14 protein-coding genes and 1 pseudogene are annotated in these 15756 nt (G+C 64.0%); 9 read left to right on the forward strand and 6 right to left on the reverse strand.

From position 1 onward, the window contains the following. Genes NLY36_RS18380 through NLY36_RS18400 form a run of 5 tightly spaced genes read right to left on the reverse strand, consistent with a single transcriptional unit; the run spans window position 1 to window position 4856 of the window. On the reverse strand, window positions 1-894 hold the full coding sequence (locus NLY36_RS18380; protein WP_023736226.1) for an ROK family protein: 894 nt from the start codon (window positions 892-894) through the stop codon (window positions 1-3). Beyond that, entirely contained in the window at window positions 891-1694 is an 804-nt protein-coding gene (locus NLY36_RS18385) for an alpha/beta fold hydrolase (protein WP_027049253.1), read from the reverse strand. The genes NLY36_RS18380 and NLY36_RS18385 overlap by 4 nt, the downstream gene beginning before the upstream one ends. After that, window positions 1691-2527: a sugar phosphate isomerase/epimerase family protein gene (locus tag NLY36_RS18390; RefSeq protein ID WP_023696939.1), complete on the reverse strand. Its 837-nt coding sequence runs from the start codon at window positions 2525-2527 to the stop codon at window positions 1691-1693. Before NLY36_RS18390 ends, NLY36_RS18385 begins: the two co-directional genes overlap by 4 nt. After that, window positions 2527-3606, reverse strand: coding sequence for a Gfo/Idh/MocA family protein (locus tag NLY36_RS18395; protein WP_023696940.1), 1080 nt, complete (start codon window positions 3604-3606; stop codon window positions 2527-2529). Before NLY36_RS18395 ends, NLY36_RS18390 begins: the two co-directional genes overlap by 1 nt. A 14-nt stretch (window positions 3607-3620) precedes the next feature. Then, window positions 3621-4856 carry an ROK family transcriptional regulator gene (locus NLY36_RS18400; RefSeq protein WP_050589008.1) on the reverse strand — a complete coding sequence of 412 codons (1236 nt, stop codon included), beginning with the start codon at window positions 4854-4856 and terminating at the stop codon, window positions 3621-3623. Between the two features lie 138 nt (window positions 4857-4994). Between NLY36_RS18400 and NLY36_RS18405 the strand changes: the two are divergent. After that, window positions 4995-5174, forward strand: a pseudogene (locus NLY36_RS18405) (ATP-binding cassette domain-containing protein); the annotation flags it as partial. A gap of 81 nt (window positions 5175-5255) precedes the next feature. Here the strand turns inward: NLY36_RS18405 and NLY36_RS18410 are convergent. Continuing rightward, window positions 5256-7058, reverse strand: a complete 1803-nt coding sequence (locus NLY36_RS18410) for a dipeptide ABC transporter ATP-binding protein (protein ID WP_023696943.1) — start codon at window positions 7056-7058, stop codon at window positions 5256-5258. A 191-nt stretch (window positions 7059-7249) separates the two neighbouring features. On the opposite strand from NLY36_RS18410, the gene NLY36_RS18415 reads away from it, so the two are divergent. From NLY36_RS18415 to NLY36_RS18450, 8 genes are all read left to right on the forward strand, one after another. Further along, complete coding sequence (locus NLY36_RS18415; protein WP_023696944.1) at window positions 7250-8608, forward strand: LLM class flavin-dependent oxidoreductase; 1359 nt, start codon at window positions 7250-7252, stop codon at window positions 8606-8608. 15 nt (window positions 8609-8623) lie between these two features. Continuing rightward, window positions 8624-9400: a DUF427 domain-containing protein gene (locus NLY36_RS18420; protein ID WP_023696945.1), complete on the forward strand. Its 777-nt coding sequence runs from the start codon at window positions 8624-8626 to the stop codon at window positions 9398-9400. Between the two features lie 33 nt (window positions 9401-9433). Beyond that, complete coding sequence (locus NLY36_RS18425; protein ID WP_023696946.1) at window positions 9434-11077, forward strand: ABC transporter substrate-binding protein; 1644 nt, start codon at window positions 9434-9436, stop codon at window positions 11075-11077. Between the two features lie 37 nt (window positions 11078-11114). Further along, a complete protein-coding gene (locus NLY36_RS18430) occupies window positions 11115-12074 on the forward strand; it encodes an ABC transporter permease (protein WP_031249230.1) in 960 nt (319 codons plus the stop codon). Continuing rightward, entirely contained in the window at window positions 12071-12952 is an 882-nt protein-coding gene (locus tag NLY36_RS18435; protein ID WP_023736224.1) for an ABC transporter permease, read from the forward strand. Before NLY36_RS18430 ends, NLY36_RS18435 begins: the two co-directional genes overlap by 4 nt. Window positions 12953-13052: 100 nt before the next feature. After that, the gene (locus NLY36_RS18440; RefSeq protein ID WP_023732562.1) at window positions 13053-13538 is read left to right on the forward strand and encodes a hypothetical protein; all 486 of its coding nucleotides are present in this window, start codon (window positions 13053-13055) and stop codon (window positions 13536-13538) included. Window positions 13539-13703: 165 nt separating this feature from the next. Further along, window positions 13704-15143 (forward strand): aldehyde dehydrogenase family protein, encoded by a 1440-nt coding sequence (locus tag NLY36_RS18445; RefSeq protein WP_023736223.1) that lies wholly within the window; start codon window positions 13704-13706, stop codon window positions 15141-15143. A gap of 14 nt (window positions 15144-15157) precedes the next feature. Further along, window positions 15158-15739, forward strand: a complete 582-nt coding sequence (locus tag NLY36_RS18450; RefSeq protein WP_023736222.1) for a DUF1349 domain-containing protein — start codon at window positions 15158-15160, stop codon at window positions 15737-15739. The last annotated feature ends 17 nt before the right edge of the window (window positions 15740-15756 follow it).

Raw genomic sequence — 15756 nt, forward strand, 5'->3', positions numbered from 1 at the left:
TCACACCGCGCCGAGCAGCACCGCGCCATGGATCGCCGCCTGCCAGCCCAGGGCCGCCCAGCGTATGTCCAGAGGCTCTACAACAAGCGAATGCGGCAGGCTGTCCGCGATGCGCTGCTTGAGCGCCTGGCGGGGATAGGACTTCATGTCGACAATGCCGCCACCGATCAGGATCGTCTGCGGGGAAAACAAAGCGGCTGCCGTTGCGATGGTCACCGCCTGCTGCCAGACGATCTCATCGAGCCATTCGCGCAGCGACGGCGGCTGCCCGGTTGCCGAAAACAGCTCGGCAACCGGGATATCGTAGTCCGCGGCAAGGTCGACAAGCGTTGCCCCTGAGGCGTAGGTCTCGACGCGGTTTGGCGGTCCGCTTTCGTCAGGCCGGTAGATCGGCATATGGCCGATTTCCAGCGCCCAGCCGCCGCCCCTGAAAATGCCGTCCTTGCCGAGATAGGCCGCACCGATGCCGGTGCCGAGATAGACCGCCAGCACTTCCTTTTGCCGCTTCACTGCGCCGGCGACGCTTTCACCGAGCAATTGCAGCACGACGTCGCGTTCGAGCCGCACGGGAACGCGGAGCCGCGATGCCAGTTCCGTACCCAGCCGGATGCCGTTCAGCTCGGGAATGTTGGCCGTGTGCAGCACCGTGTCGAAGTCGCGGTCGATGAACCCAGGCACCGTCGCAACGACCCGTGCAGGTTTGAGCCCGGCATCGCGGCAGGCTGCGGTGACCGCATCGGCCAACCCCGCCACAGGCGCGCCCTTGCGCAGTTGCGCGGTCGGGTAGATGCGGGCAAAATCCACCGGGATGCCGTGGTCGGCAAAGCCAACCTTGACCGACGTGCCGCCGATCTCGACCACGGCGATCGTGTCGTCCATCGTTTGATGCGTCATGCGAGCGGTTCCAGGAATTCCGAAAGACAGGCGCGGAATTCCAGCCGGTAGGCGGCGCGATCCTGCGATTTGGCTGTGATGGTGCAAAGCCGGGCCGACGGAATGAGTCCGGCCAGCGTCTGTGCGTCGGCCAGGCGATGGACGAGGTCATGGTCATGGCCGATGACAAGAGTCGGCACCGCGATAGCGCGGATGTCCGCCTCGCTCACGCCGGGACCATCGCCGGCGATCGCCGAAAGCAGCCTACCGAACAGAACAGGGTCCGGGCGATTGAAGAAGCCTTGCAGGCTGGCGAGATTGTCCGGCGCCAGCCTGGCCAGTTCGCCGGCAATAGCGCTGTCATCGAACAGACGCCTGGCGTCTTCAGGCGAATGGCGCATCAAGAGATTGCCGACGACGGCATAGGGCTTCATATTTTCCGGAGCCGCCTGGGCTACCCAGGCGGGCCGCGCGAGCACCAGCGCGCGCACGCGGGCCGGCTTATGCACCGCCAGGCGCAGTGCCAGCGCCGCGCCCATCGAAATGCCGCCGACGACGGCCGGACCGATGCCGAGATCGTCGGCCAACGCTTCAATGTCCTCGGCAAACGTCGCGATCGAAAGCCGCTCGACCGGCCCGTAGCCGGATCCACCCTGGCCACGGCATTCGAGCGTCACCCGCCGGGTCACCGGCAGATCGGGAAACACGTCGGCGACCTGCGCGTCGTCGCCGCCTAGGCCGTGCTGAAAGATGAAGGGAGGCCCGGCGCCGACGTCCCGGTAGGCAAGGTCGACGCCATCTCGGCTGAAGGTCTTTTTCACGTGTCGTCGCTCGCTTCCAGCACGGTGCGCAGAAAAGCGCCGACGCCGGGCGCCTCTGCCTCTGTCAGGCCATGTGTGATCAAGGGGCCGTCGAACCCGGCAGCCTTCAGGCGGCCGATGAAATGCGGGAAGTCGACCACGCCCTTTCCGGCTGCGGCAAAACTGCCATCGGCATGGCGGTCCTTGGCATGGGCCATGCCGATCTCGGCGGCCAGCAGATCGATGGCTTCGTCGATGAGGCGATGACGCTCCGCGCTGTCGGCCACTTCGAACAGATTGGCCGGATCGAGCACGATGCGCAGCCGCGTGCTGTTCATTTCGTCCAGCAGGCGGCGTGCGGCCCGGGCGCTGGAGAGGACATTGGCCAGTTCCGGTTCGATGCCAAGCTCGATGTCGAAGCGCTCGGCAATCGCGATCGCCGCTTCCATCTCCGTCCGCAGATCGCTCCATGCCGCCTCGCTTGCATTGTCGGGATGCCAGCGCCACTGATCCTGCGCATCCCTTGTGCCGGTGCACAGCGTAATCAGACGGGTGCCCATATCGGCGCATGACGCGGCCAGTACCTCAAGCCGGGCGAGTCCCTGGATGCGAACCGTGCGATCCGGGTGGATCATGTTGTAGGTTCCCGAAACCGCCGCGATCGAAACGCCGGCCTCGCCGCTCGCCTCAGCGACGGACCGGGCCGCGCCGAGCTCAATGCTGTCCGGCATCGACGGCAGTCCAAGGCACGCCATGTTGAACTGCGCCGCCGTGTAGCCGCCGTCCGCGACCGCGCGCAGCACCGGCAAGGCGCCGGTGGTGGCGAAGGTCTTGGCGAAAATCCCAAGCTGCATCACACGACCCCGTCGACATCGGCCAGACGGACGGCGCGGCCGCCGGCAGCGGCCGAGCGGGCGATGGCCGCCATGCCCCTGACCGAGGCGATGCCGTCCTCGATGCCGGCGCCGATCATCGGCGCGCCATTTAGCACGACATCGGCAAAGCCTTCGAGCTGCCGGCGATAGAAGTGGCCATCCGCGCCAAGCGTCCGGTGCCAACTGCCATCGGCCTCGCGGAAAATGTCGACCTCGCTGCTCTTGTAGTACCAGGGGTTATAGGTCTTCGCGAGAACGCTGCCGTTCTCGCCGTAGATCTGGAACCCTTCGTGCCAGTCCATGCGCACGGCGACCGTCAGGTCGAGATGGCCGATCGTGCCGTCGGCGAAGATGGTGGTGATGAACCAGCAATAGGCGCCATAGCGCTCGGTGAGCCGGGCCTCCACCGCCTCGATCGACCTGTGCAGATGGCGCGCCGTATCAAGGAGATGGCTGCCATGCGCCAGCATGTAGTATTGGCGCAGATCCGCCTTGGGATTGACGGCAGGCTTGCGCGCCTTGGCGCTGGTGATGATGAGCGGTTGCACTGCATCGGTCATCGGGTAGCGGTGGGTGCTGTCGCAGTACCAGCCTTTGAACGCCAGCCGCTCGCCCATTTCGTCGTCGACGAAAGCCTTTGCCGCCTGGATGCCGGGATCGAAGCGCTTCATATGGCCGACCTGAAGCACCTTGCCGCTCTTGTCGAGCGTGGCCCGCAAGCCTTCGACCTCCTCGACCGAAACGCCCAGCGGCTTTTCGCAAAGCACATGCTTGCCGGCATCGAGCGCCAGTTCCGCGGCCTTGACGTGAAAAATGTCCGATGTCGCGATAATGACGGCATCGAGATCGGGATCGGCCAGCATCTGGCCGTAGTCGGCATAGGATTTTTCGGGCGCGTAGGTCGCGGCCATCCTGTCGCGCAGATCGTCGGCGACATCGCAGATGGCATGGAGATCGGCATTGCGTGCCTTGGTGCAGGATTCGAAATGCGCCGCCTGCGCAATCGGACCGCAGCCGAGCACGCCGACGCGCAGCCGCTTTTCGTCTTTGCGAGGCATGGAATCTCTCCTGATTAGCGCGCGGCGAGGCCGCGAAGTTGAAATTGCGGATCGCCCGACAAAGCTGCCTGATGCAGCAGACAGGCAGCGCCCAATGCCGGACCGTCGGCCCCGACGCGCGACAGTTCGACCGTGGGAACGGGGTAACCTTCAGCCAGGAAGTCCAGCAAGAAAGCTTCCACCTGTTCGGCGACAAAGGGATAAACCGCATTGACCGAGCCGGAGAGGATGATGCGCTCCGGCTGCAAGGTGCAGGCAAGTGTCGCCAGCCCGCGACCGAACCAGAGCGCCCAGTCGCGCGCCGTGGCAACGGCTGGCGGATCGCCGTCGGCCAATGCCGCCACAAACTCATGCAGGCCGGCGCGCAGTCCGCTTATGTGCAAATAGCGAGCCAGCAACGCATCCTTGCCGACATAGGATTCCAGCCGCCCCGGGCGCTTCGCGTCGAAGACAAAACCTTCGTCGCCAATGCGAAGATGACCGATTTCGCCGGCGCCGCCGAGCCGGCCGCGATGCAGCCTGCCGGCATTGATGATGCCGCCGCCAACGCCGTTCTCGATCAGGATGACCAGAGCATCCTCGTCGTCCTTTCCTGGCCGCGACCGGTATGTCTCGGCCACCGCCACGGCATTGGCATCGTTTTCCAAGAGGATTGGAAAGTCCGCGCCAAAGGCAGTGCGCAAAAACTCCGCCAGATTGACCCCGTGCCAGCCAAGGATGGTGGCATGGTATGAAATCCCGTCGGCGGCGAGGAAGCCGGGCACGGCGACATTGAGCCCGTAGGGGCGCGTGCCCGCAGGCAATTGTGAGCGGATCTCGGCGACGAGTTCCCCGATGATGTCGACCGCGGCTTCGGGCGCGCTACCGGGGCCGGCAAATGCCCTAGAGGCGCTCGCACGCCGCGCGCCGGCAAGGTCGACAGCCACGACTGCGATCCAGTTGACGCCGATATAAGCGCCAAGGAAGAAGCCGCCATTGCCGTCGATCTCGACCAGGATACCGGGACGGCCGACCCGACCCTCGCTATCCTGCTCGTCATCCGCTCCATCCGACCGCTCGCGCGCCAGACCGGCTTCCGTCAGCCCCAGCACCAGGGCGCCGGTGGTCGACCGGGTCAGGCCGAGATCGCGTGCGAGCGCCGCTCGGCTCGACGCGCCGGCACGAAACAGCGCCGCAAGTGCCCGCGTTTCGTTCGGCCGAAGATCGGTCGACACCAGCACGTCGTTCTCCACAATTTGTTTGATTGTCATACTAATAGAATTTCTAGGCGGTTTGAAAGACCCAAGGTTGGGTGCGTTGCAACAAAATATCAGCATCCCCATGCCCATTGACCCAAGTTTCAACGATGATTTGTATCAGAAACTTACAAATTGGCATGGGAGGATGGGATGCCGGTTCTAGCGCGTCTCGAACATATCGTGAAGGATTTCGGTGCCGTCCGCGCGCTGGACAACGTCTCGCTCGACATAAACGAGGGCCAGTTTCTCGGCCTGATGGGCGACAATGGCGCCGGCAAATCGACGCTGGTCAAAACCATCGCCGGAAATTTTCAGCCGACGTCCGGCACCTCCCAAGCCTGTCCTCCGGCGCATCGGCCGGGGGACATCTCTTCGAAGGCAGGCTTGCAGTTGGGCCGGCCCGCTTCGCAATCAGAGACTGCCTGTGTCCCTCCAGCAGGCGATCAGATGACCGTCGCCGGCCTGCCTGACGGGTGGTTGCGCCTTTCGGCAATCGGGCAGCGCGACAGGACAGCGGGCGGCAAAGGAGCATCCGGAGGTCTCGGCATCGTGTGCCGCGACGTCGAGCTGAGCCGGAGCCTTCGGCGCCGTCTCATCCGAGGAGGCGGCCAGAAGCAGCTTCGTGTAGGGGTGGTTGGGGCCACGGAAAATCTGCTCGGATGAGCCGGTCTCGACCAGCCGGCCGCGATAAAGCACGCCGATCCGGTCGGCCATATAGCGCACCACCCTGAGGTCGTGGCTGATGAACAGATAGGTGGTGTCCTTGTCGCGCTGCAGGTCGTTGAGCAAATTGAGCACGGTCGCCTGCACGGAAACGTCGAGCGCAGAGGTTGGCTCGTCCAGCACCACGAGCTTCGGCGCGCCGGCAAAGGCGCGCGCAATCGCCGCACGTTGGCGCTGGCCACCAGACAGCGATCTCGGCTTCTGGTCGACGGTCGTAGCGGCAAGACGAACCGAGGCCAGGAGATCGGCGACACGCTGCTTCACCTCGCTGCGGCCAAAGCCGGCGAGCCGCCGCAGCGGACGGCCGAGGATCCTGCCGATCCGCTGGCGCGGATTGAGCGTGCGGTCGGGTGACTGGAACACCATCTGCACGTCGCGCCGTTCGCTCAGGCTTCTTTTCTCGACGCGCGGCGCGACAGTGCTGCCGAACAGCTCGACCGACCCAGCGTCCGGCGTCTGGAGGCCAGTCACGATCCTTGCCAATGTCGACTTGCCGGAGCCGGATTCGCCGATCAGCCCGAACGTCTCGCCCTGGGCTATCTCCAGGTCGATATCGTGCAGGACGGCCTGGGAGCCGAAGGCGTGGCTGATGCCTTTGCAGGCGACGGCGATCGGACGCGCGGCTTCCGGTTGATCGCTGCGGACAGGCGCCAAAGGACCGGTTGCGTGCGTCTCGGCCAGCCTGCCGTCGCGCTTGGTGAAGTTGAGCGCCGGGATCGAGGCGATCAGCGCCTTGGTATAGGCGTGAACAGGGTTCTCGAAGACATCGTTGGCGGTGCCGCTTTCGACCACCGTCCCCGACTGCATCACGGCCACCCGATCGCAGGCCCGGCGGACCATGTTGATGTCATGGCTGATCAGCAGAACGCTGGTTTTGTGATCGCGGCGCAAGTCCTGCAGGATGGCGACGATCTCGGACTGGACGCTGGCGTCAAGCGCCGTCGTCGGCTCGTCGAGCACCAGCAGCGACGGGTCGAGCGCAATGGCAATCGCAATGTTGGCGCGCTGCTGCATGCCGCCCGACAATTCGTGCGGATAGAGATCGAGCACCCGTTCCGGATTGCTCACCCTGACACGGCTCAGCAGCTCGGCGGCGCGGGTGCGTGCTTCGTCCTGCCGAACCGGGCGATGCCGCATGATCGTTTCGGTGATCTGCCGGCCGATCGTCATGGCCGGATTGAGTGCCGCACCTGGATGCTGGTAGACGGCCGCGATGCGATCGCCCCTTAGCCGGCGAAGCTGCTCGCCGGAGAGACTGCGGATCTCGCGACCCTGGAATTCGAGCGCCGACGCGGCGATCCGGGCGTTGCGCGGCAGATAGCGCAGAATAGCGAGAGCCACCGAGCTCTTGCCCGATCCGGACTCGCCGACAAGGCCGAGCGCTTCGCCTTCGCCGATGGCGAGCGATACGCCGTTGACGGCCGGACGCGATCCCCGGCGTCCATCATAGGCGACGGTGAGCTGCTCGACGTTCAGAACCGATGACGACATGTCTTGCTGAAACCACTTTCTTTCGGCGCGGCCTTCAAGGGCAATCGCTTCCGCTTTCGCAACGCACAATCTCGATAAAATTACTCGAATTAAGCTGGAGCGCAATCTACCTTTCATCGCTCAGGAGAGATTGTCGCAGCCGGTCGAGGCGTCGCGACGGTCGCTTGGAGCAGTTCTGCAAGGAGGCCGACATGGCACGCGACCACATGATCCTCAGCGCGTTTTTCTTCAACCCGCAGGGCGATCATCGTATGTCATGGCGCCATCCGCGCGCGCCCGGCCGCGAAGTGCTCGACTTCGACTTCTACCGCGATCTCGTCCAGTCTGCCGAGCGCGCCAGGATCGATACGATCTTCGTCGCCGACCATGTCGCGATCTGGGATTCCGTACAGAGCGGCGTCGCCCATTACGCCAATGCCCGCCTGGAACCGCTGACGCTGTTGTCGGCGCTTGCCGGCGTGACCAGGCATATCGGCCTCATCACAACCGCCTCGAGCTCCTACAGCGAGCCCTACAATGTCGCCCGCATGTTTGCCTCGCTCGACCATATCAGCAAGGGCAGGGCGTCTTGGAATGTGGTGACGTCGGCCATGGACGAGGAGGCCCGCAATTTCGGCCGCGACGGCAATATCGAGCACGCCTTTCGCTATGAGCGCGCCACCGAATTCCTCGATATCGTCAAGGCGCTGTGGGACAGCTGGGAAGACGAAGCCCTGCTTATCGACAAGGCATCGGGCTATTTCGCCGATCCCGACAAGGTCCATGCGATCAACCACAAGGGCCCGCACTTCAAGGTGCGCGGACCGCTCAATGTCTCGCGCCCGCCGCAGGGCCATCCGCTGATCGTCCAGGCCGGCTCGTCCGAAGACGGCAAGAATTTCGCTACCGCGCACGCCGATGCGCACTTTGCCATCTACAGCACCAAGGAAGACGGCATGAAATATAGGCAGGACATCAACGAGCGCCTCGCCCGTTACGGTCGCAAGCCCGAGAGCTTCAAGATCCTGCCGGGCATCCTGCCGATCGTTGCCGCTTCCGAAGCGGAAGGCCGCGAGCGGCAGGAGTATCTGCAGAGCTTGCTGCCCGATCGCGTCGGCATCGACCTTCTCTCCAGTTGGAGCGGCGTCGATCTTTCGGTCTACCCGCCTGACGGCCCCCTGCCGCCGCTGCCGGACGAGAGCACCTTCAATGGCGGCCGCACCTCGCTCAACCGGGTCAAGGAATGGTCGAAGCAGAACCTCAGCCTGCGCGAGATCGCCCGCAAGCTTGCCAACAGCGGTTCGGTGCCGACTGTCGTCGGCACACCGAACCAGATCGCCGATCAGCTGCAGGACTGGTTCGAGGCAGGTGCCGCCGACGGCTTCAACCTGATGTTCCCGCTGCTCCCGGAGGATTGGGTGAATTTTGCCGAGCAGGTCGTGCCGGAACTGCAGCGCCGCGGCGTATTCCCCACCGAATATGCGCCGGGGACGCTGCGTGATCGTTTCGGCCTGGCTCGGCCGGCCAACCGCTTCGCCGAACAGCGCGACAATGTGCGCGCCGTATCCTGACTTGGGGCAACTGATATGACCGCAGCGCCAAAACTTCAGCCCCGCGAAGCCACGGCTCCGCAGCTCATCAATGTTCTGCACAGCCCCAAGCGCATTCGGGTCAAATTCGCCGGCCGCACCATCGCCGACAGCCGCAACGTCCTGGTGCTGCGCTCCAACCATTTTCTGCCGATCTATTTCTTCCCGGCCTCCTCGGTGGACCGCTCGCTCTTGAAGCCGTCCGAGCATCGCCAGCCGCATCCAGTCGGCGGCGAAACCACCTATTGGGACCTGGAGACGGGATCGAAAGCTTCTTCCAATGCGGCCTGGTCGTTTGTCGCGCCGCCGGATGAAAGCCTGTCGCCACTGGCCGGCCGCATCGCCTTCACCTGGAAAGCGGTCGACCAATGGTTCGAGGAGGAGGAAGAAGTCTTCGTCCACGCCCGCGACCCATACGCCCGCATCGACGCTCTGCAGAGTTCAAGCCATGTCCAGATCTGGTTCGACGGCGAAGTGATCGCCGACAGCCATCGCCCGGTGCTGCTGTTCGAAACGCATCTGCCGACGCGTTTCTATTTGCATCCGGACGATGTCAGGCTCGACCGGCTGGTCGACTCGGACAGCACGACGCGCTGTCCCTACAAGGGCATCGCCTCCTACTGGTCGGGCCGGCGCGCCGACGGCTCGGTGAGCCCTGATATCGCCTGGAGCTACCGCGATCCCATTGCCGAAATGCCCAAGATCAAGTGCCTCATCGCCTTCTACCCGCAAGCCGTCGACCGCATCCATCTCGACGGCGAACCCGTCGCCTAACATCCATCAGTCATTTCAGACAGGGGTTTCAGAATGACCAACCGCAACGATATCGATACGCTTCGCAATCTTTCCGGCGATATCTGGAATGTTGCCGTCGACGAACACCAGGCCGGCTTCCTCAAGCGCCGCGATCTCCTGAAATACGCAGCCTTGATCGGCCTCACAGGCTTTGCCGCCTCGCAGGGACTTGCTGGTTTCGGCACGGCGCGCGCTGCCGGCGCCGGCGGCACGGTCCGCGTTGGGCTCGGACAGCCGACCAAGGCGATCGATCCCGTCTCCATCACCGATCCGGCCAGCATCGGCGTCATCAGCCAGGTCGGCGAATATCTCATCCTCGACGATCCCAAGGACGGTCTGCAGCCCAAGCTCGCTCTGTCGTGGGAGGCCGACGAGACCGCCAGCCGCTGGACTTTCAAATTGCGGCCGGGCGTGAAATTCCACGACGGCCGCACCGTCACCGCCAAGGATGTGGTGGCGAGCTTCGAGCGGCTGGTCGATCCGGCCAGCGGTTCGTCCGCTTTGTCTGCCTATAAGGGCATCCTGTCCAAGGGCGGCGCCAAGGTCGTCGACGACCAGACAGTCGCCTTCGATCTCGACGGCCCCAACAGCAACTTCCCCTTCTATGTCTCCTCCGACGTCTACAACGCCGTAATACTGCCGGCCGACTATGCCGGCGATTTCGAGAAGAATTTCAACGGCACCGGCCCGTTCAAGCTCGAATCCTTCCGCCCCAAGCAGGGCGCCAGCTTCGTGCGCAACCCTGACTATTGGGGCGACAAGGCGCTGCCCGACCGCGTCGAAATCAAGTTCTTCGACGAAGAGCAGGCGCAGGTGCTGGCGCTGCAGGCCGGCCAGCTCGACGTCATCCCGAGCACGACCCGGCTGGAATTGGCGATCGAGGGCAATCCCAACTTCAAGCTGCTCAGCGTGCAGGCAAGTTCGCATGACGAGGTGCATCTGCGGACCGACCAGGCGCCGTTCACCGACAAGCGCATTCGCCGCGCCTTGGCGCTCACCATTGACCGCGAGGCGGTGGTCAAGGGCTTGCTCAAGGGCCGCGCCATCGTCGGTAACGACACCCCGTTCGCGCCGATCTTCCCCTCGGCCGATCCGTCGGTGCCGCAGCGCAAGCAGGACATCGCCGAGGCCAAGCGCCTGCTTGGCGAAGCCGGCGTGCCGAACGGCTTCCCGGTGACGCTGACCACCGAGCGCGCCTATGACATTCCCGATTATGCCGTGCTGATCCAGAATTTTGCCAAGAAGGCCGGCATCGACATCAAGCTCAACGTGCTGCCGCAGGACGCCTATTATGGCTCGGCGAAGTTCGGCTCGTCGCCATGGCTCGATTCCAATCTCGGCATTACCGATTTTGGCCATCGCGGCACGCCCGACATCTTCCTCAACGCGACGCTGAAGAGTTCGGGCGCCTGGAACGCGGCGCATTTCAACAACCCGGCCTATGACGGGTTGCTGCTCGAATACGGCAAGGCCCGCGACCTTCAGGCGCAACGCCTTGCCGCGGGCAAGATCCAGACCTTGCTGCTGGACGAGACGCCGCTGATCATCAGCTACTTCTCGCAATACAGCCGCATCGTCTCGTCCAAGGTCGAGGGCGTCCGCTTCACGGCAATCTCGCATCTGCTGCTCGATCGCGTGACGTTCGCCCAGGCATGATTGTGAGACGTCCAGCCACTCCGGGCACCACAATCCGATGCTGACCGGCCGCACTGTGTCGGTGCGGGCAGCCTCGCTTCTGCTCACGCTGTGGTTGGTCAGTATGCTGGTGTTCTTCGCCGGGCAGGTTCTGCCCGGCGATGTCGGCCGCCTCATGCTCGGGCCGTTCGCCGATGCCGAGGCTGTGGCTGCGCTGAACAAGCAGCTGGGCGCCGACCAGCCGGTGCTCGTGCAATACTGGCACTGGTTCAGCAGCGTGCTGTCAGGCGACTTCGGCACCTCCCTGTCGCTGCGTCTGCCGGTGGCGCCGTTCGTTCTGGAAAGCCTCAAGCGCTCGGCGGCCCTTGCCGGAATTATCCTCGTCTTTCTGCTGCCGCTGGGCATCGGCGCCGGCATCGTCGCCGGTCTCAACCAGGGCCGCTTTATCGACCGCCTGATCGTACTCGCCGGCGTGTCCTTCGGCATTGTCCCGGACTTCGTCTCCGGCCTGCTGTTGCTCATCGTCTTCGGCCTGTGGCTGAACTGGTTCCCGATCACGGGCGCTGCTCCCGATGGCGCCGGGCTCTGGGTCAGTGGCTATTACCTGATCCTGCCGGCGCTGCCGCTGGTGCTGAACCTTGCCGGCTACATCGCCCGCATGACGCGGGCCGGCGTGATCGAGGCGCTGGCCGCCGACTATACGCGCACCGCCGTCCTGAAGGGCCTCGAGCGTCGCGAGATACTCATCCGGCACGTGCTGCGTAATGCGCTGACGCCGACCATCGCCGTGCTCGCGACCCAGACCGGTTACATGCTGGGTGGTCTGGTGGTCATCGAAGCCCTGTTCGGCATACAGGGCCTCGGCAACCTTGTCCTCAACGCCGCCAAGGCGCGCGATTTCCCGATGCTCGAAGCCGGCGTGCTGGTCATGGCGACCATCTTCGTGCTGTCGGCCGCGGCAGGCGATCTCGTGAATGCCTTGCTCGATCCGCGGCAGCGCCGCCGTGTCTCGCCATGATGGAACTGATGGAATTGCCGGAGCGCCGTACGCTGCGCTGGCGGGCAGCAAGTCGCATCCGCGAGACTGTTTCGCAGCTGCCGCCCTCGGTCATCATCGGCTCGCTGATCCTGCTGTTCTGGGTCGGCTGTGCCGTGTTCGGCAGCCTGTTTGTGCCCTACGATCCCTATGCCGAGGATTTCCTCGTCATGCTGGCGCCGCCCGACGCGGCGCACTGGTTCGGCACCGACCAGCTCGGTCGTGACGTGCTGTCGCGCATCGTCGTCGGCTCGCGTGACATCCTGCTGGTCGCGCCGGCAGCAACCCTGCTCGGCGTAGCCGCCGGCAGTGTGCTTGGCCTCGTGCTCGGCTATTTCGACGGGCTGATCGACGCCATCGGCGCCAGGCTGCTCGACACGCTGATGGCTTTTCCCTTCATCGTGCTCGTCACCATGACGCTGGTCGCGCTCGGGCCGTCCAACCTCACCGTCATCCTGGTGATCGGCATCGCCTATGCGCCGCTGGTGGCGCGAACGGTGCGCGCCGCCGTGCGCGAACAGCGCGACCGCGACTATGTCAGCGCCGCCCGTCTCGGCGGCGAGAGCGCTCTTGCCATCATGTTCCTCGAGATCCTGCCCAATGTCAGGGAAACCATCCTCATCGAGCTGGTCACAAGGCTTGGCTACGCCTTCTTTTCGATCGCCACGCTGAGCTTCCTCGGCCTCGGCATCCAGCCTCCCTCAGCCGATTGGGGACTGGAGGTCGCCGACGGCTACGGCTTCCTGACCGGCGGCAAATGGTGGGTGGTGATCTTCAACTCGGCGGCCATCGTTTCGCTTGTCATGGCAACCAATCTGATCGCGCAAGGCATGGGCGCCTTCGAAAACAGCGATCGGTGAAGAGCGCAACGCTCAGCAAAGCTGACGCGCAATCGCGGACCGTGCGCTAAAATCGTTCCTCGTGATTCGGCTCTGACAGGGCCTCAAAGCAAGGAACGGCATGAGCAAGGCCCTCATTACATTCGCATTGGTCGCGGTGCTCACCGCATTGCTCATGGCGCTCAGCCTGGCGGTGGCTAGGCACGGTTATCCCTATGGCGCGATCGGCGTGAGGCGGCTGGACGGCATTGCCGATGCCGGCTCGTTCCTGCCGCTCGCCGCCGTCTATTTCTTCGGCGCCATGCTGATGATGATCCTGCCGATCCGCGCCGCCGGCATCGTCTTGACCCATGCTGCGGATGCGCTGTTCTGGGCGGTGATCGCCTTGTTCGCGACCATTGTCGGCTGTCTCGCCGCCCGCTGGGCCTTCGGACAGAGCAGCGTGCTGTGGGCACTGCTGAACTGGCGTTTCCTGTTTGCCGCGGCCATCGTTGGCAGCCATTTCACCATGAACGAGCTGCGCCGCAACATCCTGCTCAGGAGCCTGTTTTTCGTCATCTTCGCCGCGGCGACGCTGGCTTGCCTGTTCTGGACTTTTCCGACCTGACAGGGCCGCTTCATATTGTCCATCTTGAGGTCGCGGCTTTCATAGCCGCGCGCCATCGGCTATCCAGTCCGCAGCCAGATTTCAGCCCTCACAGTGTCGTCATTTGTCTGATAAATAATTCAGGCATACGGCACCCCCAGCGAACCAATACAAGGAAACCGCGACATGAGCCTGTTTCGTAAAAATCTGATCGATGGCGAGTGGGTGGGCGAGGCCGGCTCGCGCAACATCAATCCCTCGAACACGGGGGATGTCGTTGGCGAATATGCCTCGGCCGGCGCCGAACAGGCAAAGCAGGCCATAGCGGCGGCCAAAGCCGCCTTCCCGGCCTGGTCGCGTTCGGCGCCGCTGGTGCGCCACGCCGTGTTGAAAAAGGCGTCGGACGAGATCATGGCGCGCAAGGACGAGATCGGCCGCGCGCTGTCGCGCGAAGAGGGCAAGACGCTGGCCGAGGGCATTGGCGAGACCATCCGCGCCGCCCAGATCTTCGACTTCTTCGCCGGCGAGACGCTGCGCCTGTCGGGTGAATTGGTGCCCAGCGTGCGCCCGGGCGTCGGCGTCGAGATCACCCGCGAGGCCGTTGGCGTCGTCGGCATCATTACGCCGTGGAATTTCCCGATCGCCATTCCCACCTGGAAGATCGCGCCGGCGTTGGCCCACGGCAACACCATCGTCTTCAAGCCGGCCGAATTGGTGCCGGAGAGCGCCTGGACCATTGTCGACATCCTGCACCGCGCCGGCCTGCCGAAAGGCGTGCTCAATTTGGTCATGGGCAAGGGCTCGGTGGTCGGCCAGGCCATGCTTGACAGCCCCGACCTCAACGCCATCACCTTCACCGGCTCGGTCGGCACCGGCAAACGCGTCGCCGCCGCAAGCGTCGAGCATATGCGCAAGTTCCAGCTCGAAATGGGCGGCAAGAACCCGATGGTCGTGCTTGATGACGCCGACCTCGCCACGGCGGTCGAATGCGCCATCAACGGCGCCTATTTCTCGACCGGCCAGCGTTGCACGGCCTCTTCTCGCCTGGTGGTGACCGAGGGCATTCACGACCGCTTCGTCGCCGCGCTCAAGGAGCGCCTGGAAAAGCTCGTCATCGGCGATGCGCTCGACACCAAGACCCAGATAGGACCGGTCGTCGATGCGAGCCAGCTCAAGCAGGACGAGGACTACATCGCCATCGGCAGCAAGGAAGGCGCCAACCTCGCTTTCGGCGGCGAGCGGCTCGATCGCGAAACGCCCGGCTTCTACCTCAGGCCGGCACTGTTCACCGAGAGCACCAACGCCATGCGCATTTCGCGCGAAGAAATCTTCGGGCCGGTCGCCAATGTCATCAGTGTCAAGGATTATGACGAGGCGCTGGCGGTTGCCAACGACACGCCCTTCGGCCTGACGTCCGGCATCTGCACCTCGAGCCTCAAGCATGCCACGCATTTCCGGCGCAACTCCGAAGCCGGCATGGTGATGGTCAATCTGCCGACGGCGGGCGTCGATTTCCACGTCCCGTTCGGTGGTCGCAAGGGATCGAGCTACGGCCCGCGCGAGCAGGGCCGCTATGCCGCGGAGTTCTACACCACGGTAAAGACAGCCTATACATTTGCCGGCTGATCGCGGGGGAACCGATGACAGCGGCGAAAGAGGAACTGACCTGGCTCAACCCGCCGCCGCACCATGCTTTCGGTAATGGCATCGTGCATGTGCGCACCGGCGGGGAAACCGACTTCTGGCGCGAAACCTTTTACGGCTTCTGGCGTGACAATGGCCATTTCCTCTATCGCCCGGTTGAGGGTGATTTCAGCGCCGAGGTCACCGTCAAGGGCGACTACAAGGTGCTCTACGACCAGGCCGGGCTGATGCTGCGGCTGAGCGAAACGCACTGGATCAAGGCAGGCATCGAATACACCGACGGGCTGGCGCACTTTTCCGTCGTCGTCACCAACGACACCTCGGACTGGTCGCTGCTTAGCATCCCCAACGGCCCCGACGGCGTCCGCATCCGCCTGACTCGCCACGCGGAGGCGATCCGCATCCAGTATCTGGACTCCACGGATAGCCATTGGAAGCCGGTGCGGCTGGCCTATTTCCCGATCTCGAAATCCGTCGATGTCGGAATGATGTGCTGCTCGCCACAGCGCGAAGGGTTTGAGGTAACATTCTCCGGCTTTACTGTCGGCCCGCCGATTTCCAGGCAATTGCACGACTGACGACGATATCGATGGCG

Source organism: Mesorhizobium sp. C399B, assembly GCF_030323185.1.
Classification (GTDB): Bacteria; Pseudomonadota; Alphaproteobacteria; order Rhizobiales; family Rhizobiaceae; genus Mesorhizobium.